The organism is Bradyrhizobium sp. GW821-FHT12B03 (assembly GCF_058807535.1).
In genome coordinates this window covers 574,896-596,090 of sequence record NZ_JBXAQU010000002.1, presented here as the reverse complement: position 1 = coordinate 596,090, position 21,195 = coordinate 574,896, and the positions used below count along the sequence as shown (strand labels likewise).

Below are 21,195 nucleotides of genomic sequence, written 5' to 3'. Positions count from 1 at the left end.
CAGCCGTGCGCCCACGCCCTGCCCGGATCTGCCTGGAGGAAACTCTCGCTCGTTGCGCAACTCCGCGTTCTCCTTCACCGCCTGGCCTTACGCCGCGACGGCCTGCGGCAGGATCGGCGCAATCGCGTCGAAGCGCGCGCCGGCGCGCAGGCAGAAGGCCGGCTGCAGCAGACGCTCGGCAATCACCTCGTTCTTTTCATTATCCGTCAGAACAAACCGGCCGTTCTTCTCGGAGAGCACGGAGACGTCGGCGCCCATGCCGACCTTGAGCGCACCGATCTCCTCGCTGCGGCCGAGCATCTTTGCAGGGTTCGAGGTGACCATCGGCACCACCTGCTCCAGCGACAGGCCAAGCGCCATCATCGAGCTCATCGCCTGGACCAGGCTGAACTTGGCTTGCCCCGCGAACGGATGGTTTTCCTCGTCCTCGTGCTGGTCCGGCGTTCCGGCCGGCGCGGGCACATGGGTGTTGTAGCCGTGAATGTCGGCGCCGAGCGTGGTCGGAATGATGCCGGCGGCGATCGCCTTCTTCGCAAGCCGGTAGGAGAAGTGGCTGCCGTGACCGACATCGACCTTCAGGCCGCGGTCGAGCGCAGCCTGGATCACCGGATGCACCTCGCCCTCGCGGTTGACGAAGCCGCCGGGATGGCGCGTGAACGGATGAGCGAGCACGTCACCTTCGCGCAGGAGCGGGATCACGCGCGTGAGGATGGTGTCGGCATCCTCGCCATTGGCGCCGCTCTCGGGCAGGCCCCAGAGCTGGCCGAAATGCACATAGACCGGCAGATCGGCGCGCTTGCCGATCTCCGCCGCCATCTCGATGACGCGAATGCCCCAGCGCGCAAAGCCGCCGATCTCGGCATGCGCCTTGATGCCGCGCACGATGTCAGGATTGGCCGTCGCCGCCTTGACGGTCGCATCGATGTCGACGCCATCGGGGCTGTAGAGCTGCGGATAATAATGCCCTTCGAGTCCACCGACGAGATAGGCCGACAGGAAGGCGTAGACACGTGTATGGGACGGCTCGGCGATGAAATGACGAAAGCCCGGCAGGGTCATGCAGGACGGGCCGCCCTGGTCGATCACCGTGGTCACGCCCGACTGTACGCCGACCATGTCGGGGTTCATGCCGAAGCGTCCCGAGACATATTGGTAGACATGCGCGTGGGTGTCGATCAATCCGGGCAGCACCAGCTTGCCGCCGACATCGACGACCTCCTTCGCGCTGGTCGGCAGAATGTCCGGTGCGATTGCCGCGATCTTGCCATTGCGGATGGCGACGTCCCTGATGCCGTCCACGCCCGAGGCCGGGCAGATCACGCGACCGCCACGCAGCAGAAGGTCGAAGCTGGCAGTGACGGAGCTGGCAGTGGAAGGCATGGCGCTCTCCTCGATCTCGTCTCTCTCGCGCGGGCGGTTGCTCCGCCCGCGAATTACGAAGCATGCTTCGTATTTTACAAAAGCAAGCTTCGTGCCATGATCTGACGGTGGCGAGCGGGTTCGAATCGAGCTAAGCGCGACGGAGTTTTGGGTGGGAGAGCGTGCATTGCGGCAAGCAAGGAAAGGTCGCAGCGGGGGCAAGCATCGCCCCTGGCCATTGTCGCAACGTCCCGGGTATCTGATCCGGCGGCTGCACCAGATTCACGTCGCGCTGTTTCAGGAAGCCTGCGGCGAATTCGAGGTCACGCCGCTGCAATACAGCCTGCTCTCGGCGCTCGCGGCGCGCGGAACCGCCGATCAGACGACTTTGGCGGCCGATATCGCCCTCGATCGAACCACGACGACAGGCGCACTGAAGCGCCTCGCGGCACGACATCTGGTCGAGCGCGCCATCAACAAGGACGATCGCCGCGCGCGGTTGTGCCGCCTGACGCCGGATGGCGCCGCCCTGCTGGTCAAGATCGAGGGCGCCGCGCGGCGCGCGCATCGTGCGACGCTCGGCGATCTCAGCGAGCGGGAACAGGCGCTCTTCATCGAGATGATGCAGCGCATCGTCGCCGGCAATCCCAGCCGCGACAGCGCCACTGCCCTATTCGACTAGACGCGGCTGCTGCAGTTTTGAGTTGGGCTGCCCAATTTATCATCGTACCGCTGCTCGCGCGCGCAAGATCCTGTGACACCGGGCCGGTCGCCGGAGCCGCAGGCGGGCGGCGCGGCACAGGCCGATGCAAGCCGGCGCGTGACCTCGGCCGCACTTGAAATTTCAACAGCAATCCGCCGCGAGCCACATCGCAAACCGGCATCGGCGCACGCCCTGCGCCGACTGCCCCGCAACCGATGGCACGATTTATGCTGCGATGATGCGAAGCGTGCTTCGTATTGGGGGATGTCATGACGGATTCCGAACTTCGCGCTGATATTCACAGCATCGAGCCAATTCCCGATGCGGACCGGGACTCGACCGGACCGCAGCAGATGTGGATCTGGGCCGGCGCCAACATCGCGCCGGTCAACTGGGCGCTCGGCGCGCTCGGCATCATTCTGAAACTCGGCCTGATGGAGACGATCGCGGTGATCGTGGTCGGGAACATCGTAGGCTGCGCGATCTTCGCGACCTTCACGGTGATGGGACACAAGACCGGCGTCAATCAGATGGTGCTGAGCCGGTCCGCCTTCGGCGTCCGCGGCGCCTACCTGCCCAGCATCCTGATGTTCGTGATGACGCTGGGCTGGATCGGCGTGAACACCTACTTCCCGGTCAAGGTCTCGATGGGCATCCTCGGCCAGTTCGGCGTGCCCGACACCTGGTTCATCGAGATCGTCGTCATCACGCTGGTGATGGCCGCGCAGGTCCTGATCGGCATCTACGGCTTCTACGCGATCCGCACCTTCGAGAAATACACGGTGCCGCCGACCATCGCCATCATGGTGCTGATGAGCATTCTGGCCTGGACGCGCCCCGGTGTCGTCAACTGGAGCCTCACGACGTCGTTGCCGCCCGGCGCGCATCTGGCGATGCTGACCCTGCTGATGACCGCGATCGGCGTCGGCTGGGGCATCTCCTGGGTCACCTGGGCCTCCGACTATTCGCGCTTCGTGCCCAGAAGCGTGCCGTCGAAATCCGTGTTCTGGTACAGCTATATCGGCATGTTCGTGCCGACGGTCTGGCTCGGCATTCTCGGCGCGACCATCGCCTCGACGACGCTGGACACCGATCCCGCCAAGATGGTCAGCGCGGTGTTCGGCGGACCGGTCAGCATCCTCGTCCTCTTGATGGTGCTGCACGGCCCGATCGCCACCAACATCCTCAACGTCTACTCGGCGACGCTGGCGGCGCTGAGCGCGGGGCTGAAATTCTCGCGCTTCTGGCTCACGGTCATCGTCGGCGTCGCCGGCTATCTGGTCACGCTGTACTTCATCTTCGCGCCGTCCTTTGCGAAGGCGTTCGACAACTGGATGATCAGCCTGTTGCTGTGGATGAGCCCGTGGGCCGGCGTGGTGCTGGCCGACTTCTTCATCAAGCGGAAGGGCAAGATCGAGGTTGCCGAACTCTACCGCTCGCCGGAGACCAGTGCGTATGGCGATATCAACTGGGCCGGCATGATCGCGTTCTTTGCGGGCCTCGTCGCCGGATGGCTGGTCGAGGACGGCCTGGTCGGCGCGCTTCAGGGGCCGATCTCGCTCAACCTGCTCGGCGGCGCCGATCTGAGCTGGCTGTTCGGCATCGGAGTTGCCGGCCTCGTCTATCTCGGGCTCGGCAAGCTCGTGACGTCGCCCTCCTCGATCGTTGCGAGCAGCGCAGGCAGGTAGCGGCGAGCACATCGATGGACCACGTTCTGCGCTCTGTGCCCGGAAACGTCCAGTGGGGACTCTGGGATGGACGGCTGAAGCCGGTGCTCCGGATCGCATCCGGAGACCGCGTGACCATCGAGACCCTCTCGGGCGAGCCGGACGACCTGCCCGATCCGTCGCTCGGCTTTGATACCGTCCCCGGACATGCGGAGGTGCTGGCCAGCGCCTTCCGCGGTCCGGGACCGCATCTCCTCACCGGCCCTGTCTACATCGAGGGCACCCAGCCGGGCGATATTCTCGAAGTGCGTGTGCTGAACATCGAGCTGCGCTGCAATTGGGGCTGGAATCTCCAGGTGCCGACGCTCGGCACGCTGCCGGAAGATTTTCCGGAATTCCGCCGCATCCACATTCCGCTGGACCGCGCGCGCAATGTCGCAAGGCTCCCCTGGGGACAGGAGCTGCCGCTCTCCCCCTTCTTCGGCAATTTCGGCGTCGCGCCGCCGCCAGGCTGGGGCCGGCTGTCCTCGAAGGAGCCGCGGGCGTTCGGCGGCAACATGGACAACAAGGAGCTGGGCGCCGGCAGCACGCTGTATTTTCCGGTGTTCGTGCCGGGTGCGCTGTTCTCCGCCGGCGACGGCCACGCGCTCCAGGGCGACGGCGAAGTCTGCCTGACCGCAATCGAGGCCGCGCTCACCGGCACCTTCGAATTCCACGTCCGCCGCGATCTCCGCCTCACCTCGCCGCGCGCGGAGACCGCGTCGGACTGGATCACGATGGGCTTCGACGAGGATCTCGACGATGCCGCCAAGGCCGCGCTGCGCGACATGATCGCGCTGATCCGGGAGACATGCGGCCTCAGCGCGCAGGATGCCTATACGCTCTGCTCGATCGCCGCCGACCTGCGTGTGACGCAGCTGGTCGACGGCAACAAGGGCATTCACTGCGTGCTGGCGAAGTCCCGCATGCCGCGACCGGCATGACGGGTTTGCGCCGGCAACCTCAGCGCGGATCGCTCCAGACCGCGTCGATCTCCACGATGCCGGCGGCCTCGAACAGGCTCTTCATCCCCGCCACATCGTACAGCGTCTGCCCCTCGTCGAGCCGCCGCTTGACCTCCGCCTCCTTCGCCATCCGCGCCTCGGCATTGCGCACGGCAGCCTCGACCTGAGCAGGCGGGATCGCCATGACGCCGTCGGCATCGCCGACGATCAGATCGCCGGGATTGACTGTTACGCCTGACACGACCACGGGCACATTGACCGCGCCGGGGCCGCGCTTGCCGGGATAGGACACGGAGATGCAGGAGGCGAACACCGGAAAGGCCATCTCGGTGATCTGGAGCGAGTCCCGCATCGCGCCGTCGATCACGGCGCCGCCCAGTTTCCTGATCCGGCTGTAGTAGGTCGCGATCTCGCCCCACAGCGCGCCCTGCGGCGAGCCGCCATTGGTCAGCACGAGAATGTCGCCGGGCGCGGCAACCCGGAAGGCCGCATGCAGCATGAGATTGTCGCCGGGAAAATTGAACGAGGTGATCGCCTGGCCGCAGATCCGGGCCGTCGGAAACAGCGCACGCATCTGCGGCTGCATCAGGCATTGCCGCCCGACGACCGCGCCCAATCCCTCATGCAGATCGGCGACATTGATGCGGCTGGCGCGCGCGACGAGCGCGGGATCGAGCCGGGGAATTCGTGTGTAGACGACTGATTGCACCGTGATGTCCTTTCGAAGCTGGGAATAGCGCGCGTTATCGGCGACCGCGCGTCACTCGGGAGCGCGTCATTGGGCGACTGCCGGCTCGCCAAGCCGTGTTGAAACCATCGTATTGAGAACGCGTCTGACGGTTGCGAGATCGCTGTCCGGGATACCCTGGAACAGGATCGCTTCGTTGGCGCGCGCATGGGCCACGATCGCGCGAAGACGCCCCTCGCCCTCCGCGGTCAGACGGATGCGGCCGTGATCACCGACCACGACAAGCCCCAGCGAGACGACCGATTCAAGAAGGCTGCGGCTGGCACCGAAATCGAGGAACAGCTCCGGCATCAACGCATCGAGCGTGCGATCGGGCGAGGTCGCCGCAGCGCGCAGCAGCCGCGCCTGCATCAGCGTGAGGCCGAGCCCTTCGCTCTGCCGCCCCTGCTCCAGCCGCGATGCAATGCTGCTGTAGGCGCGGATCATGAGGTTGGACAGCACGCGCTCCTCGCCGCCGTCGGGCCGGTCCGCGCTTCCGCCTCCCGCGAAGGCGCGCATGTCGGGATGTTCGGCCGAGACCGCATAGCCGCCCTTGACGAACAACAACGGCCGCCGGTCGTGGCGATGGTAGCGCACGACCTCGCCGATCAGGATGACATGATCGCCGCCGTCGAGGGTCTGGCGGCAGACGCATTCGAACGAGGCCGCGACGCCGGCGAGCAACGGCGCAGCGCCCTCGCCTGCGTCACAGTCGAGATCCCTGAACTTGTCCGGCCCCGACCGCGCAAAGCGCTGCGACAGCTCGATCTGGTCTTCGGCGAGGACGTTGACGGCAAAATGAGAGCACGCCGCGAAGGCGGCAAAGCTCTTGCTCTCCCGGCGGATCGACCACAGCACCAGCGGAGGATCGAGCGAGACCGAGGTGAACGAGTTCGATGTCAGGCCGAAGCGCTCGCCGCCCGCCGCCGTCGAGATGACGGTGACGCCGGTTGCGAATTCGGCAAGACTGCGCCGAAAGCCCTCCAGCTCGACACGGGGGTCTCCACTCTCGATCGGCAATTTCATCGACGACTCCGTTCAGCCTGGTCAGCCATCACACCGTGGTCACACGGATCTGGATTCCTCGCCGCAGCGACTGGCGATCGACGGTTGCGGCGATCCAGTCGGAAAAGCGACGCCGCAGCTCGCCCAGCAGCCATTGCGCGGCCGGCCCGGGCGGCTGCTCGATCTTGTGCACGGCATAGAGCGGAAACCGCAGCGGCTCTCCGTTGTGCGCGGCGAGCTTCAATTCCACGAGCTCGCCGGAATCGAGATAGGATTGCGCGAGATGGGTCGGCATCGCGCACCAGCCAAAGCCGTTACGGACGAAATCGAGCCGGCTGAACTGGTCGATGAAGCTCCAGGTATGCGTTCCCATCACGACGCCGCGGTAACGCTTGGTGCGATCGACCATGGTCAGCTGGATGTGCTCTTCCAGCGCGGATTGCGGAATCAGTCCCTCGATCGCCGCCAGCGGGTGCCGGGACGAGGCCACCAGCGAAATCGGCACGTCGCCGAGAAATTCCATCTGAAAGCCCGGCATGCCGTCCAGCGCGGTCGAGTAGATTGCGAGCCGCGCATTGCCTTCGAACAGCGACTGCTCGGGCGCCCCAAGGCCCTCGGCGAGCAGGTTCACCGACACGAGCGGGAATCGTTCCCGAAACGCCCGCAGGCTCTCGATCAGCACCGGGCTCGGAAACACCTGCTCGATCGAGAGGCTGATCTCCGGCTCGGCCACGGTCGCCATGTTCTTGGCGCGGGCGCGCAGCGCATCGGTGCTGCTGACGATCCGGCGCGCGTCCTGGACGATCGCCTCGCCCGCGTCCGTCAATCGGGGCAGCTTGCTCGAACGATCGAATAGCTTCAGCTCGAGCGCGTCCTCGAGCGATTGAATGGATTGGCTGACCGCCGACTGGACTCGATTGACCTTGCGCGCAGCCGCAGAGAAATTGCCGCAGTCCGCGACGGCGATCAGCATCTGGAGTTGGTCCAGCGTCACCCTGGAGAGCATGTTCCACCTAGCCCAATGAGTTGAATCGGGCCGCGCAGGCCCTCTCATCAGGTCAATGAAACGGTCCGCCCGGCGTACCATCATTATATCTGATGATAGCGCAATGCATCCGCTCTGATCGCGTCGATCAGGCGTCGGCAGGACGGATTGCAGGGCGGCGTGCAACATGTCGGCTACCCGAATCCGTAGAGACGGGCGGGATTGTCGGAGAGGATGGCCTGACGGGCGGCCGGATCGGGCGCCCAGCTCAGGAGCAGATCCAGCAGGTCGGCATCGTCAGGCATGGTCTCGGCCGTCTCGGTCGGATGCGGCCAGTCCGATCCCCATAACAGGCGGTCCGTCCCCTGCCGCACCAGGGCCTGCGCGATCGGCGCGACCTCCGTGTATTCGGGACCGCCCGCATGCGCGATGTGATAGGCACCCGACAGCTTGACGTAGACGTTCTCGCGCGCGGCCACTCTAAGCAGCGACTGAACGGCAGGATGCTCCACCGCAAGCGGACGCGCGTAGCGGCCCATATGGTCGATCACCACTGTGCAGGGCAAACGCGCGATCAGCGCCTCATGCTCCGGGAATTCCAGCCCGTCGAATTGAATCTGAAGATGCCAGCCGGTGCCGCGGATGCGCTCCGCCATCACGGGCACGTCGGACCATTCGGTGACGCTGCCCCGCATCTGGTGGTAGCGCAGGCCCCGCGCGCCGCCCTGCCAGAGCCGGTCGAGCTCGCCGTCGGTGACATCAGTCGGCACGGTCACGACCGCCCGCGCACCGGGGCCGAACGCGGTCACCGAATCCAGCGTGCAGCGATTGTCAAAACCGTAAGTGACGGGCTGAACGATGATCGTGCGCTCCAGGCCGATCCGCGCCTGCACCTTGCGATAATCCTCGACGCTGAAGTCGGGCGGAAACAGCCAGGCCTTGGACGAGGCCGGATACGCCCTGCTGTAGATGTGCATATGGGTGTCGCAGGCGCCTCTGGGAGCGCGAAGCTTGGGAGTTCGTGGTGTTGACTTGTCTGGCATCTCGAAAGCACCGATCGCGGCGGAGCGCACGATCGCTCCTCAGTTCATGAAATTGTCGCGCAGGGTGTCGCCGTCATAGTCGGTTCGGAACACGCCTCTGGCCTGCAACAGCGGAACGACCTCGTCGACGAAGTCCTCGATACTCCTGATGTTGGTCGTCGGCGTGATGTTGAAGCCGTGACAGCCGCTCGTGCGCCAGAGATGCTCGAGCTGGCCCGCGACCTGTTCCGGCGTACCGACCAGTTGCGGCATGCCGGCGGTCGCCCCGAACACGCGCGCCGCGTCGCGCGCGGTCGCATTGCCGTCGCCGGTCATGTTCGCCAGCGCCATCAGCATGCCGCGCGAGGCGTCGGTGGTATTGGCGGCAAGCGGCGTGTCGAGATCGATCCTGCTGAAGTCGATGCCGAGCGTGCCGGACATCCGGCTGAGCGCGGCATCGAGTGGAATGCGCTCGAAGATCTCGGCCTGGCGGCGCTTCGCCTCGAGCTCGGTGCCGCCAAGCACGCATTGAATGCCGAACACCACTTTTGGCGGCTCGGTCCGCCCCTGCGACGTCGAGGAGTCCTTGAGCTTGTCGACGAACGTCTTCATCGACTCCACCCGCGCCTGGATCGAGAACACGACATCGCTGTGCTTGAGCGCGAATTCCTGACCACGGCCCGACGAGCCCGCCTGAAACAGCACGGGACGGCCCTGGGCCGACGGCAAGGTTGGCGGCACGGTGTGGCAACGATAGTGCGCGCCCTTGAAATCAACCACCGCGACCTTGGCCGGATCGGCGAAGTTGCCGGTTTGCCTGTCGGCGAGAACGGCCCCGGGCTGGATCCCGTTCCACAGCGCGTGGCAGATCTCCATGTACTCGTCGGCCTGGTCGTAGCGCTTGTCGTGCTCGATCTGGTCGAGGCCGAGTGCGCGATGCTCGCCGCGCAGATGACCTGACACGATGTTCCAGCCGACGCGCCCGCCGCTGAGATAGTCCAGCGTCGAGAGCCGGCGCACCGTGTGATACGGATGCGTCCCCGCCGTCGACAGCGTGACGGCGAGCCCGAGATGCCTGGTCTCCGCCAGCATCACGCCCAGCAGGGCCATCGGATCGTGGCACGGCCAGGTGACGCCGTAACGGACATAGTCCTCGAAACTGTCCTTGTAGCGCTCCATTCCGCCCGGCGTGTCGGCGAAGAACGCCGCATCGAACCGGCCGCGCTCGAGCGTCCGCGCAAGGCGCTTCCAGTGCTCGAACGTCTGCATGCCTTCCACGCGATCGTCCTCGGGGTCGGCCCAGCTCAGTGCCGTATGGTTGATCGGGCTGTGCATGTAGAAGCCGATCAGGTGCATGCGTTTGGTCACGTCGTTCCTCTCGTTCTCGAACCGGGGTTGGCCGCGTTCGCTAAGTCGGAATGAGGTTGGAGTTGAATCAAGCGGCCGCAGGCTTGGTGCACCTCTCCCGCCTGCGGGAGAGGTCGGCGCAACGCGCCGGGTGAGGGCTCTCTCCTCCTGGGGGTTCTCGATTGCGGAGATACCCTCTCCCCAACCCTCCCCCGCAAGCGGGGGAGGGAGCGCACCTCCTTCGTTGCAGCATTTGAACCCAATCTCATCATGCTTTAGTTTCGTCCCATGCGGGGATCCAGCAGGTCGAGCAGGCTGTCCGGCCCGGCCCTGTCGAGGTTGATCCAGCCGAGCTGTCCCATCAGCAGGCTCATTTCCTGCCGCATGATGTCGATGACCTTGCAGGCGCCGGTCTCGCCGGCCGCGGCGACACCGAACATCGCGGGACGACCGAAGAACGCGGCCTTGGCGCCCAGGCACAATGCCTTTGCAACGTCGCTGCCCCGGCGGAAGCCGCTGTCGATCAGAACTTCCATGCGGCCCCCGACCGCATCGGCGATCGCCGGCAGCATGTCGATCGAGCCCGGCGCGCTGTCGAGCTGCCGTCCGCCATGGTTCGACACCATCACGCCATTCGCTCCACACTCGAGGCATTTCAGCGCGTCGGCCGGATGCATCACACCCTTGACCACCAGCGGGCCGTCCCAGGCCTTCCGCACCTGTTCGAGGATCGACCATGTCTGCGCCGGCGCCGGCGTCTGCTCGCCGTAGAGGTCGGCGATCGCATTGGCGTTCGCGCCCTCCGGCGCGTAGGGCCGCCAGTTCTCCATCATCGGGATTCCGCCCTTGGTGAGATAGCGCCAGGTCCAGCCCGGCCGGCTCAATCCCTGCAGGATCACCGACGGCGTCATCTTCATCGGACGGCGAAAACCGTTGCGGACGTTGCGTTCGCGCTTGCCCATGACAGGCGTATCGATCGTCATCAGCAGCACGCGCACGCCGAGCGCCTTGGCGCGGCGCACCAGGTCGAGCGTGATATGGGGATCACGCGTGCCGTAGATCTGGAACCACGTCGTCTTGGGCGCGAGCGCCATCGCCGCCTCGATGGAATCGCAGCTCGCGCTCGACATGATGTAGGGAATCTCGAAGCGCGCCGCCGCGCGCGCGAGCATCAGGTCCGCACCGGGGCGGAAGAACCCGGCAATGCCCATCGGCGAGATGCCGAACGGGCTGGCATAGTCGTGGCCGAACAGATTTACCGTCTGGCGACGGCTCTCGACGTCGACCAGATAGCGCGGCAGCAGCTTGTAGCGGTCGAACGCAACGCGGTTGCGCGCGAGCCCCGCCTCTCCGTCCACGCCGCCGTCGATGAAGTCGAAAGCGATCCGCGGCAGGCGTTTGCGCGCGAGTGTTCTGATGTCGTCGAAGTTTATCGCCTGTTCGAGTTGCATGAGTTCTTGTCAGCTCACCTTGATGCGCGGAATCGACCGATCGATCCCCAGTCATTATTCGTCGATCGCCGCGTGACAGAGAATTGGCCAAATTTTGATGCTGACCATCAGTCGGCGTGATGATGTCGCACGCAATCTTGCGGGCGCAGAAGAGCGGCGCACGGCGAACGTCGTGCGCGTCAAATCTCCTGACGATGACTCGTCTCAGCCCATGCGCGTCGGCAGGAACAAAGCGATTTCCGGCCAGATCGCGAGCATGAACAAGAGGACCAGCATGATCAGATGGAACGGGATCGTTCCCATCACCACTTCGCTGAGCTTGCCGTCCCAGATGCTCTGGATGACGAAGAGATTGATGCCGATCGGCGGCGATATCTGCCCGAGCTCGATGAACATCACGAGCATGACGCCGAACCAGATCGGATCGACGCCGTACTGGACGAGTACCGGATACAGCAGCGGCACCGTGATCACGATCATGCCGAGGCTCTCAACCAGACAGCCGAGAACCGTGTAGAGAACGAAGACCGCGATGAAGAACTCGACCTTGCTCAGGTGCAGGCCGACGACGAAGGCGGTGACGTCATCGCCGACGCCGGCATAGCTGATCGCATAGGAGAACAGGAAGGCCGCATAGACGATGAACAGGATGTTGCCGACGACCTCGACCGTCCGGTGCATGGCGGCAACGAATTTCGGCCAGGTCAGCTCGCCCCAGATGGCGGATATCGCGATGCCGAACAGGCATCCGATCGCCGCCGCCTCGGTCGGCGTCGCCAGTCCCGAATAGATGCTGCCGAGGATGAACGCGATCAGGATCGCGAAGGGCAGGACGTCGACCAGCGCGCCCATGATTCCCGCGACGCTCCGCGTCAGCACCTCCGCGGGCGCCGCGCTCGGCCTCATCGTGGTGTAGACCGCGATGTAGGCCATGAACATGGCGGTCAGGATCAATCCCGGGATCACGCCGGCCATGAACAGTTTTGCGACCGAGGTCTCGCTGAAGGTGCCGTAGACGATCATCGCAATGCTCGGCGGGAACAGGATTCCGAGCGTGCCGCCGGCCGCGAGCGACCCCGCGGAGAGCCGGCGATCATATTTGCGCTGGCCGAGCTGAGGCAGCGCGACGCTGCCGATCGAGGCTGCGGTCGCGATGCTGGAGCCGCTGATCGCGGCGAACACCGCGCAGCCCGCGATATTGGTCTGGAGCAGGCCGCCGGGGATCCGCGCGACCAGCACGGACAGACCGCGGTAGATCCGGAAGCTCAGTCCGCTCTTTTGCAGGATTTCGGCGAGCAGGATGAAGAGCGGTATGGCGGTCAGCGTAAAACTGTCCATGCTGCCCCAGCTGACCAGGCCGAGCCCGTTGAAGGCATCGAAGTCGTTCTGCATGAACAGATAGACCGCGGCGGGAATCGCGATGGCGAACGGCACCTGCATGCCGAGGCCGAGCAGCGACAGGAACACCGCGAAGGCGACGATGAGTTGGAGACCCGCGCTCATTGACCACGGCTCCGGCGGTTTGCGGCACCGAACCCGCGGATGTCCGCTCCGACCGCCCTAAGCAGCGAATAGCAGAGGGCTGCGATGCCGAGCGGCATGGTGAGCTGGGGAATCCAGAGCGGCGTGCCGAGAATGGTCGCGGCGAAATCGCCGCCGTCGAAGCTGCGCAGCACCAGGCGAACCAGCTGCCAGAGCAGCAGCAGGCTGAAGGCGAGCGCGATCGTGTCGAAGATCAATTTGCGCAGGGCATGACCGCGTTCGCCGAGCCTGTTGTCGATGAATTCCACCTTGTGGAAGGCGCCGCTGACGAAGCAGGTCGACAGGCTCAGAAACGAAACGGCGACGAGCAGATAGCCGCCGAGTTCATCTGCCGATTGAAGCGAGACGCCGAACAGGTTTCTCAGGACCACCTCGGCTGCGACCATGACCATCATGGAGATGATGGCGAGCTCGCAGAGCCAGCGGCACAGGCGCTCGATCCATCCTTCGGTGACTTGCGAAGATGCTGCCTCGACGGCGTGTCCGGCGTCGAGCCGCTGTGGTTGGGGAGATGTCAGCATGCCCTCAGCGTCCCAGAGCCTTGCGGACCTGGTCCAGCAGTTCGGCCGCCTCGGGCCCCTGCCCCTTCGCCCATTCGGCGTAGTAAGGCTTGATCTTCTGGCCGGCTTCCTCGATTTCCGCGGTGGACGGCGTGGTCGAGGTCATCTGCGCGGCAAGCTTCTGGGTGAGGTCCTGATCCTCTGATGCCATCGCCTTGGTCGTCTTGTCCGCGATCTCGCGGATCGTGTCCTGCACCACGGTCTGGACGGACGGCGACAACCGGTCCCAGGCTTTCTTGTTCACCAGCAAGAGCGAGGAGACATAGCCGAGGTTCAGCCGATAATTGTACTTGAACAGGTCACGCCAGACATAGCCGTAGCCGGAGCTTGCGGTGATCGCGCCGTCAACGACGCCGCGATCGATGGCCGCGGGGACTTCCGCCGTTCCCAGCGTCACCGGCGAACCGCCCATCTTCTTGATGAACTCGCCCTGGTCGGGCGAGATCACGCGGATCTTCTGGCCCTGGATATCCCTGAGCGACTTGAGCTCCTTCCGCGACCAGATCACCTGCTCCGGAAACACGTATTGGCCGACCACGACGATGCCACGCTTGGCATAGGCTTCGCTCAGCGCGGGCGCGAGGATGGCCGACACCTTTTCGTATTCGGCGGGATTGTGGACCAGCATCGGCAGGCGTACCACCGCTCCGACCGGCACGCTGCCGAGGAAGAATGCGTCATCTCCCATCTGGACGATGTTGTCGGCGACGGCCTGGGTGATGTCGGTCGCCTTGATCTGCAGCGTACCGCCGAGGTGCAGCTTGATCTTCAGCTCGCCATTGGTGCGCTTGCCGATCTCGTCGAACAGCTCGGCCAGGCCTTTGGCTGCGGTGACGGTGGCGACCGAATTGTAGGTGTAGGCATTCCAGGTCTGGCCAGCCGTAACAGGGGTCGCCTGCGCCGCCAGGAAAGAGAGCGCCAGCAGACCAGCTGTTGCGACCCCTGCAAGCCGCCGCAGCGGCTGCCCTCCTCTGCGCGCGGTGCGACCAATGCCATCCCCCGACAACAGGACATCTCGTTCCATTTCCACCCCTGGGCTCAATGTTCTTCTTTTGTATTGCCGGGACGTGCCGCCCCTGGCCGCGCGCCACGGCAGAACTATCCTGCCGAAACGCCACTGAGTTTTGTTAGCACAAGGCTTTCAGGCCCGATTGGGCATTTTCCTGATGGCATCCATCGGCCGGAATGATGCATCGCGCGGCGATTTGCCGCTTATTCCGATGAATGACGCAGGCGCGACCGGCGGGCTGGGGCGGCCCCTATCGGCGCAGAGCTTCTCGCGCAGTTGCGCTGGCGGTCAGGAGAGCGACTGGCCGGCGACCTCTTCGCAGGTCAGGAACGCAACACCGTCGAGGCCCTGCAGCCATGTCAGCAGGCCGTCGAGGGCAGCCACACGGCTTGCCCGCGCGCTGCCGTAGTCGCTGCGCGGATGCAAGGTCAGCGTGATCAGGCAGCGTTCGCGATGCATCGCCTCGATCTCCTCGCGCCACATCTTCATGACGCGATCATGGGTCTGGCGCTGGCCGTAGAGCGTCGCGTCGATCAGGATCTCCGCATGCGGCACCTCGACCATGCCGCGGCCGCCATCGGCGTCGAGCCGGTACGGATGATCGTCGTCCTGGAAGCTGGAATCATAGCGATAGCCGAGGTCGGCGAGGTGTCCGAGCGTGCGCTCCGTGAGGCGGCCATGCGGCGCCCGAAAGCCGCGCGGGGCGCGGCCTGCGATCCGCGACAGCGTCGCATGCGTGCGCTCCAGCAACCCCCGCTCGTCGATCCCTGCCGCGTCCATCTCCTCCATCGCCCAGCCATGCGCGGCGATCTCGTGCCCGCGGTCGGCGAGTGCGGCGACATAGGCGGGATTGGCCTCTGCTTCGGCGCCGGGAACGAACACGGTGGATCTGATGCCGTGGCGATCGAGCAGGCCGAACAGCCGCTCGCAACCGACGGCATAGGCGTATTTGCCGTAGGACGCGCGGCCGAACAGCGCGTCTTCCCCGAGCTGGGTCAGCTCCACCGTCTTGCCCTGAAGGTTGACGGTCACGACAACTGGAATGATCGGCTTGCTCATTGTCCGCTCCAGTCCCGCCGCCAGTCGGACGGACGCTTCAGGCACCATTCGGCCAGCTCCAGCATGCCGACGAAGCGCACGCCTTCGTGCCGCTTGGCGTAGTTGATCAACCCTTCGACCGCCGCAACGCGCGCGGGCGATCCGGAGCCGTAGCCGACGCGTGGGTGGAAGGTCAGGTTGTAATAGCCGCCCTCCGCGTAGATGGCGTCGAACTCCTGCTCCCAGTGTGTCAGCACTTCCGACGGCGGCGTGTAGCTGACGCGGTAGAACGGGAAATCATCTAAGCTCGAGGTGTTGTTGGGCAGGCAGACATAGTCGCTGCGCTCTTCGCCGTCGTAGCGCGCGAGATAAGGCAGGTCGAAATCCTTGTCGCTGGAATCGTAGACATAGCCGAGCTCGCGGAGCTTGCGCAGCGTCCGCGCGGTCTTGTGCCCGGACGGCGAGCGCCATCCGCGCGGCGCGATGCCGGTGATCTCCGTGAGCAGCCGGTGCGTCCGCTCCAGCAGCTCCGGCTCGGCCTCGCCGGGATCGACGCCCTCGTGAAAATAGCCGTGCGAGCCGATCTCGACGCCGGAACGCGCGATGTCGCGGACGAGATCGGGGCTTTCCTCGGCATCATAACCCGAGACATAGAACGTCCAGGGTACGTTGTGCCGCGTGAACATGTCGACGAAACGCGGGATGCCGCATTTGGCGGAATAGCGGCCGTGCGAGCGCGCGCCGAGCGGCAATTGCCCGCGGCCGCGCTCCAGCGACGTGCCGTCGAAATCGAGCGTGAGGCCGACCACACAACGCGCGCCGTCCGGCCAGGCATGCTGTCTGCGCTGGGCAAGGGAGATCATGGGACAACCTCGACATTCCAGAAGCGGGGTTTGCGGCCGGCCCATGGCGCATAACCGCGCACCTTGGGCGAGACCGCCGAGACATTGACGCCGGAGCTCCACACGATCATCGGCGCATCATCGACAAACAGCTTGTGGAGCGCGTCGAACAGCGGCTGGCGCGCCTCGGGCGCAGACGTCTCCATCAGCTTGCCGAGCAGCTCGATCGCATCAGCGTTGCCCCAGACGCGGTCCGGCTGCACGCTCTTGTCACCGATGAAGCGGTCGAGGCCGAAGGCCGGATCGAGATAGGGCGTGTAGTTCCACACCATGAGCTGATAGTCGCCCTTGTTGTAGCGGCTGAGCTGGGTGGCGAATTCGACGACCTCGACGGTGAGGTTGAGGCCGGCCTGCTGCGCCATCGCCTGCGCCAGCACGGCCACGTCATTCATGACGGGAAAGCGCGAATTGGTGGTGATCCTGATCGGCTCGCCCTTGTAGCCCGCTTCGGTCAGCAGCTTCTTTGCGCGCACGATGTCGAGACTGTAACCCGCCTGCTCCACCGCGCCATAGTAACGGCTCGAGAGCGGGACCAGCGAGGTGCTCGGCTTGGCATAGCCGTCGGTCAGGCTGTCGCTCATGCTGGGATAGTCGAGCGAGGCGGCGATCGCCGCGCGGATGCGCTTGTCCTTCAGCAGCGGGTCGTTGGTCTGCATCACGATCGCATTCAGCGAGGCGACCGGCGATGAGGCGATGACCAGGCCTGCCGACTTCAGCTCGCCTGCGAATTTCGGATCGCTTGACGGCCAGAGATCGAGATTACCGGATTGAATCGCAGCCTTCGCCGCCGCCGGATCGGGAACGATCGACAGCCTGACACGATCGACCTTGGCAGCCTTGGCCCCGGCTAGGCCGTCGGCCGGCTCGCTGCGCGCAGCATAAGCCTCGTTGCGGGCGAGCTCGATGAACTGGCCGCGCCGCCATTCGGCGAGCTTGAACGGGCCGGTGCCGATCGCTTTCTGCCAGGTCCCGTCGGCAGCCACCGACTCCGGATGGGCAATGCCGGTGCCGTCGCAATCGGCCCGCGCCATCGTGCTGAGGAAGGCGCCGCTTGGTTCGGCCAGCCGGAACACGACCTGCGCCGGCGACGGCGCCGTGATCTCGACGATCTTGACCTTGCGGGTGCCGTCAAAAATGGTCCGGCACGGCCAGCCGGATTTCGGATCGAGGAAGCGCTCCCAGGTCCAGACCACTTCCCGCGAGGTCAGCGGCGCGCCGTTGTGAAAGGTCACGCCCTCGCGCAGCGTGAAGGTGTAGGTTCGCCCGTCCGCGGAGATATCGATCGCCTTGGCCAGCATCGGGGCGACGGTGCCGTCGCCGCGCCAGGCGACGAGGCCTTCATAGATCTGCTGAAGCACGAGGCCGGTGTTGTCGTCGGGGCTGTTGCCCGGCATCAGGCCGCGAATGTCGGTCGTGATCATGCTGCGCAGAACGCTCTCGGCACGGGCCGCCGACAGCGACACGAGCATCAGACACAACGCAACGACAAACCGCTTCATACGCAAGATCCCGTTCAGCCCGAGGCACGCTCCGCCGCCGCACCGGCGAAGTCCAAGACCGGCGCGGCCGCGAGCAGCGCCTTGGTGTAATCATGCTGGGGGTGATCGAACACGTCGTCACGCAAGCCCTGCTCGACGATCCGGCCGCCCTGCATCACCACGACGCGGTCGGCGACCTGCTCGACGGCGGCCAGATCATGGCTGATGAACAGGCACGCAAAGCCGTATTGCGCCTGGAGCCGCTCGAACAGTTTCAGCACCTGCGCCTGGATGGTCATGTCGAGCGCCGAGACCGGCTCGTCCGCGACGACGAAGGCCGGCTGGCGCACGATGGCGCGCGCAATCGCGATGCGCTGGCGCTGACCGCCGGACAATTCATGCGGCCAGCGCTTGCCGAGACCGGCAAGCCCGACCTCCTCCAGCATTGCCTCCGTACGCCCATCGCGCTCGCCCGCCGTCAATTGCGGCACGTGACGCAGTGGCTCGGCGACGATCTCGCCGACACGCATGCGCGGATCGAGCGAGGAATAGGGATCCTGGAACACGAGTTGCGAGGCGAGCCGGAAGTCACGATCGATTGTCGCCGTCACGTCCCTGCCCCGGAACCTGATCTCGCCGCCCGAGGTCGGGATCAGCCGCAGCATGGCGCGGCCGAGCGTGGTCTTGCCCGAGCCTGAGCCGCCGACGACGGCAACCGTCTCGCCTGCGGCGATATCGAGATCGACGCCGTTGACGGCCGGGACGCCGGCATCGCGCCGGAACAAGCGCTGCCGCCCGGCGAAGCCGACCTTGAGGCCTCGGACACTGACGAGGGGTTCGCCGCCCTGCCGCGCCCTGGTCGTGGCCCCGCGGCGCGGCAGGGCCTCGACCAGCCGTTTGGTATAGGCCTCGCGCGGCGCGAACAGGATCTGCCGGCTCGTGCCGGTCTCGACCATCCTGCCCTGGCGCAACACCAGCGCACGCTGCGCATAGCGCGACACCAGGCCAAGATTGTGGGTGATCAGCATGACCGAGGTGCCGTGGTCGCGGGCCAGCCCAACCATGAGATCGAGCACCTCGCGCTGGGTCAGGGTATCCAGGGCCGTGGTCGGCTCGTCCGCGATCAGCAGCTTCGGCTTCAAGAGCATCACCGAGGCCAGCATGATGCGCTGGCGCATGCCGCCGGAGAATTCGTGCGGATAGGCATCAAACGTCCGCTCGGGATCGCGGATCTGCACGCGCGCGAGCATGTCGAGACAGCGGCGCCGGATCTCGCGCTTGCCGAGCCGCTCGTGCAGGCCGAGCCCCTCCGCCATCTGAGCGCCGACACTGATGGCCGGATTGAGCGAGACCATCGGCTCCTGGAACACCATGCCGACAACAGGCCCGCGCATCGCCCGCATCCGGCGCGCGGAGACATTGGCGAGATCGACGCCGTCGAGCGCGATCCTGCCGCCGGCCGTGCGCAGCCCCGGCGGCAACAGGCCGAGCACCGCGCGCGCGGCCGCGGTCTTGCCGCTGCCGGATTCGCCGACGACGGCCAGAAACTCGCCGCGCTCGACCGCGAAGGAGATGTCGTCGACGATCACGGCCTTGCTGGCCGACACCTCGATACGGAGATTTTCGACCGACAGCAGCGTCATCCGTGCGCCATCCTGGGGTCGAGGCGATCGCGCAAGGAATCGCCGAGCAGGTTGATGCCGAGCAGTGTCAGCGCGATACACAGGCCCGGCGCGATCGAGAGCCATGCCGCGGTCTCCATGAACGGACGGCTCGCCGCCAGCATGTTGCCCCAGGTCGGCGCCGGCGGCGGCACGCCGAGGCCGAGGAAGCTCAAGGCGCTCTCGGCCAGCAGCACCCAGCCGAACATGCTGGTCGCGAGCACTGCAACCGGCGCAATCGCATTCGGCATCACGTGCCGGATCATCGAATAGAGTTCCGAATTGCCGATGACCCGCGAGGCCTCCACATACTCCTTCTCACGGATCGACAGCACGGTGCCGCGCACCACGCGGACGACCGACGGAATGTAGGCGAGACCGAGCGCCAGGATGAGCCCGACCTTGTTGGCGCCGACGACGATCATCACGGCCAACGCCAGCAGAATACCGGGGAACGCGAGCAGCGCGTCGTTGACCGCCATGATGATGCGGTCGGCCCAGCCGCGGATGTAGCCCGCCGTGCAGCCGATCATCGTGCCCGCCAACACCGCCAGCAGCACGGTGACCAGGGCAATCATGACGCTGGCGCCGGCGCCGACCATGATGCGGCTCAGCACGTCGCGGCCGAACTCATCGGTGCCGAGCCAGTGAACCGGCGACGGAGCCTGAAGCCGCGCCCGCAGATTGATGCGCAGCGGATCGAACGGCGTCCAGAAGGCTCCGGTGGCGGCCGCGCCAAGCAGCAGCGCTATCAGCGTGCCGCCGATCGCGGTGTTGGCGCGCATCCTCATGCCACCGTCACCCGGGGATCGAACAGCGGATAGCAGAGGTCGACGATCAGGTTGACCACGACGTAGATCACCGCCGTGAACAGCAGGCAGCCCTGCACCACGGGATAGTCGCGCGCGAAGATCGAATCGACGAGGAGCCGGCCAAGGCCGGGCAGCGTGAACACGGTCTCGATCACCGCGATGCCGCCGAGCAGATGGCCGAGCACGAGGCCGATCAGCGTCCAGGTCGGCGCGAACGCGTTGGGCAGCACGTGCCGGGCCAGCACGCGCCATTCCGGCACGCCCTTGGCGCGCGCATGCGTGACGTATTCGAGCCTGAGCACCTCGATCGAGGCGGCACGCGCCATGCGCGTGAGCACGCCGATCTCCACCATGGTGAGCGTCGCGATCGGCAGCACGATGAAGGTCGCGGCCTGCCAGAAATTCTCCGCGAACGGCACATAGCCGATCACCGGCAGCCATTTCAGCTTGAGCCCGAACAGGAGCAGCAGCAGCAGGCCGAGCCAGAAGCTCGGGATCGACAGCAGCAGCGTCGCCCCGCCGACCACGGAGAGATCGACCAGACTGTTCTGCTTCCAGGCCGCGACGAGGCCGGCCGGAACAGCGATGCAGGCAGCAAGCCCGACCGCCACCAGCACGATGACCGCGCTGACCTGGAAGCGGTCGAGGATCAGCGGCAGCACCGCGAGATTGTTGGTGATGGAGTGCCCGAAATCGCCGGCGGCAAGCTTTGCGATCCAGTGCACGAACTGGACCGGAATCGGCTGGTCGAGGCCAAGCTGGGCGCGGAGCTGCGCCGCCTGGGCGGGATCGGCGGCATCGCCGAGCATCACCTGCACGGGGTCGCCGGGAATGAGCCGGACCAGCGCAAACACGGCGATCGCGACCAGCAGCAGCGTCGGGATCGTCATGGCCAGCCGTCTTGCGAGGTAACCCAACATGGC

Annotated in this window: 19 protein-coding genes; 3 read left to right on the top strand and 16 right to left on the bottom strand. The window is 65.6% G+C overall.

Annotation, left to right across the window (positions count from 1 at the left end):
• Positions 1-87: 87 nt before the first annotated feature.
• Positions 88-1,380, bottom strand: a complete 1,293-nt coding sequence (locus tag AC1RUR_RS06725) for an amidohydrolase/deacetylase family metallohydrolase (protein WP_492842307.1) — start codon at positions 1,378-1,380, stop codon at positions 88-90.
• 217 nt (positions 1,381-1,597) lie between these two features.
• Between AC1RUR_RS06725 and AC1RUR_RS06720 the strand changes: the two genes are divergently transcribed.
• From AC1RUR_RS06720 to AC1RUR_RS06710, 3 genes are all read left to right on the top strand, one after another.
• Positions 1,598-2,041, top strand: a complete 444-nt coding sequence (locus tag AC1RUR_RS06720; RefSeq protein ID WP_492842306.1) for a MarR family winged helix-turn-helix transcriptional regulator — start codon at positions 1,598-1,600, stop codon at positions 2,039-2,041.
• A gap of 290 nt (positions 2,042-2,331) precedes the next feature.
• Complete coding sequence (locus AC1RUR_RS06715; protein WP_492842305.1) at positions 2,332-3,750, top strand: cytosine permease; 1,419 nt, start codon at positions 2,332-2,334, stop codon at positions 3,748-3,750.
• Positions 3,751-3,764: 14 nt separating this feature from the next.
• Positions 3,765-4,712, top strand: a complete 948-nt coding sequence (locus AC1RUR_RS06710) for an acetamidase/formamidase family protein (RefSeq protein WP_492842304.1) — start codon at positions 3,765-3,767, stop codon at positions 4,710-4,712.
• A 19-nt stretch (positions 4,713-4,731) separates the two neighbouring features.
• Here AC1RUR_RS06710 and AC1RUR_RS06705 read toward each other — a convergent pair whose 3' ends face one another.
• The 15 genes from AC1RUR_RS06705 to AC1RUR_RS06635 form a co-directional block, all read right to left on the bottom strand.
• Positions 4,732-5,442, bottom strand: a complete 711-nt coding sequence (locus AC1RUR_RS06705; protein WP_492842303.1) for an RraA family protein — start codon at positions 5,440-5,442, stop codon at positions 4,732-4,734.
• A gap of 66 nt (positions 5,443-5,508) precedes the next feature.
• A complete protein-coding gene (locus tag AC1RUR_RS06700; protein ID WP_492842302.1) occupies positions 5,509-6,486 on the bottom strand; it encodes a flavin reductase in 978 nt (325 codons plus the stop codon).
• A gap of 28 nt (positions 6,487-6,514) precedes the next feature.
• Entirely contained in the window at positions 6,515-7,471 is a 957-nt protein-coding gene (locus AC1RUR_RS06695) for a LysR family transcriptional regulator (RefSeq protein ID WP_492842301.1), read from the bottom strand.
• A 173-nt stretch (positions 7,472-7,644) separates the two neighbouring features.
• Positions 7,645-8,427: an amidohydrolase family protein gene (locus AC1RUR_RS06690; RefSeq protein ID WP_492842300.1), complete on the bottom strand. Its 783-nt coding sequence runs from the start codon at positions 8,425-8,427 to the stop codon at positions 7,645-7,647.
• 105 nt (positions 8,428-8,532) lie between these two features.
• On the bottom strand, positions 8,533-9,840 hold the full coding sequence (locus AC1RUR_RS06685) for an NtaA/DmoA family FMN-dependent monooxygenase (protein ID WP_492842299.1): 1,308 nt from the start codon (positions 9,838-9,840) through the stop codon (positions 8,533-8,535).
• Between the two features lie 254 nt (positions 9,841-10,094).
• Positions 10,095-11,270, bottom strand: a complete 1,176-nt coding sequence (locus tag AC1RUR_RS06680) for an alpha-hydroxy acid oxidase (RefSeq protein WP_492842298.1) — start codon at positions 11,268-11,270, stop codon at positions 10,095-10,097.
• A gap of 204 nt (positions 11,271-11,474) precedes the next feature.
• Positions 11,475-12,773, bottom strand: a complete 1,299-nt coding sequence (locus AC1RUR_RS06675) for a TRAP transporter large permease (protein WP_492842297.1) — start codon at positions 12,771-12,773, stop codon at positions 11,475-11,477.
• On the bottom strand, positions 12,770-13,333 hold the full coding sequence (locus AC1RUR_RS06670; RefSeq protein WP_492842296.1) for a TRAP transporter small permease: 564 nt from the start codon (positions 13,331-13,333) through the stop codon (positions 12,770-12,772). The genes AC1RUR_RS06675 and AC1RUR_RS06670 overlap by 4 nt, the downstream gene beginning before the upstream one ends.
• A 4-nt stretch (positions 13,334-13,337) precedes the next feature.
• Complete coding sequence (gene dctP, locus AC1RUR_RS06665) at positions 13,338-14,396, bottom strand: TRAP transporter substrate-binding protein DctP (protein WP_492842295.1); 1,059 nt, start codon at positions 14,394-14,396, stop codon at positions 13,338-13,340.
• A gap of 273 nt (positions 14,397-14,669) precedes the next feature.
• The gene (locus AC1RUR_RS06660; protein WP_492842294.1) at positions 14,670-15,440 is read right to left on the bottom strand and encodes a polysaccharide deacetylase family protein; all 771 of its coding nucleotides are present in this window, start codon (positions 15,438-15,440) and stop codon (positions 14,670-14,672) included.
• Complete coding sequence (locus AC1RUR_RS06655; protein ID WP_492842293.1) at positions 15,437-16,282, bottom strand: polysaccharide deacetylase family protein; 846 nt, start codon at positions 16,280-16,282, stop codon at positions 15,437-15,439. Before AC1RUR_RS06655 ends, AC1RUR_RS06660 begins: the two co-directional genes overlap by 4 nt.
• Entirely contained in the window at positions 16,279-17,820 is a 1,542-nt protein-coding gene (locus AC1RUR_RS06650; protein ID WP_492842292.1) for an ABC transporter substrate-binding protein, read from the bottom strand. The genes AC1RUR_RS06655 and AC1RUR_RS06650 overlap by 4 nt, the downstream gene beginning before the upstream one ends.
• Positions 17,821-17,834: 14 nt before the next feature.
• Positions 17,835-19,442 carry a dipeptide ABC transporter ATP-binding protein gene (locus AC1RUR_RS06645; RefSeq protein ID WP_492842291.1) on the bottom strand — a complete coding sequence of 536 codons (1,608 nt, stop codon included), beginning with the start codon at positions 19,440-19,442 and terminating at the stop codon, positions 17,835-17,837.
• On the bottom strand, positions 19,439-20,251 hold the full coding sequence (locus AC1RUR_RS06640; RefSeq protein ID WP_492842290.1) for an ABC transporter permease: 813 nt from the start codon (positions 20,249-20,251) through the stop codon (positions 19,439-19,441). Before AC1RUR_RS06640 ends, AC1RUR_RS06645 begins: the two co-directional genes overlap by 4 nt.
• The gene (locus tag AC1RUR_RS06635; protein ID WP_492842289.1) at positions 20,248-21,192 is read right to left on the bottom strand and encodes an ABC transporter permease; all 945 of its coding nucleotides are present in this window, start codon (positions 21,190-21,192) and stop codon (positions 20,248-20,250) included. Before AC1RUR_RS06635 ends, AC1RUR_RS06640 begins: the two co-directional genes overlap by 4 nt.
• Positions 21,193-21,195 lie beyond the last annotated feature (3 nt).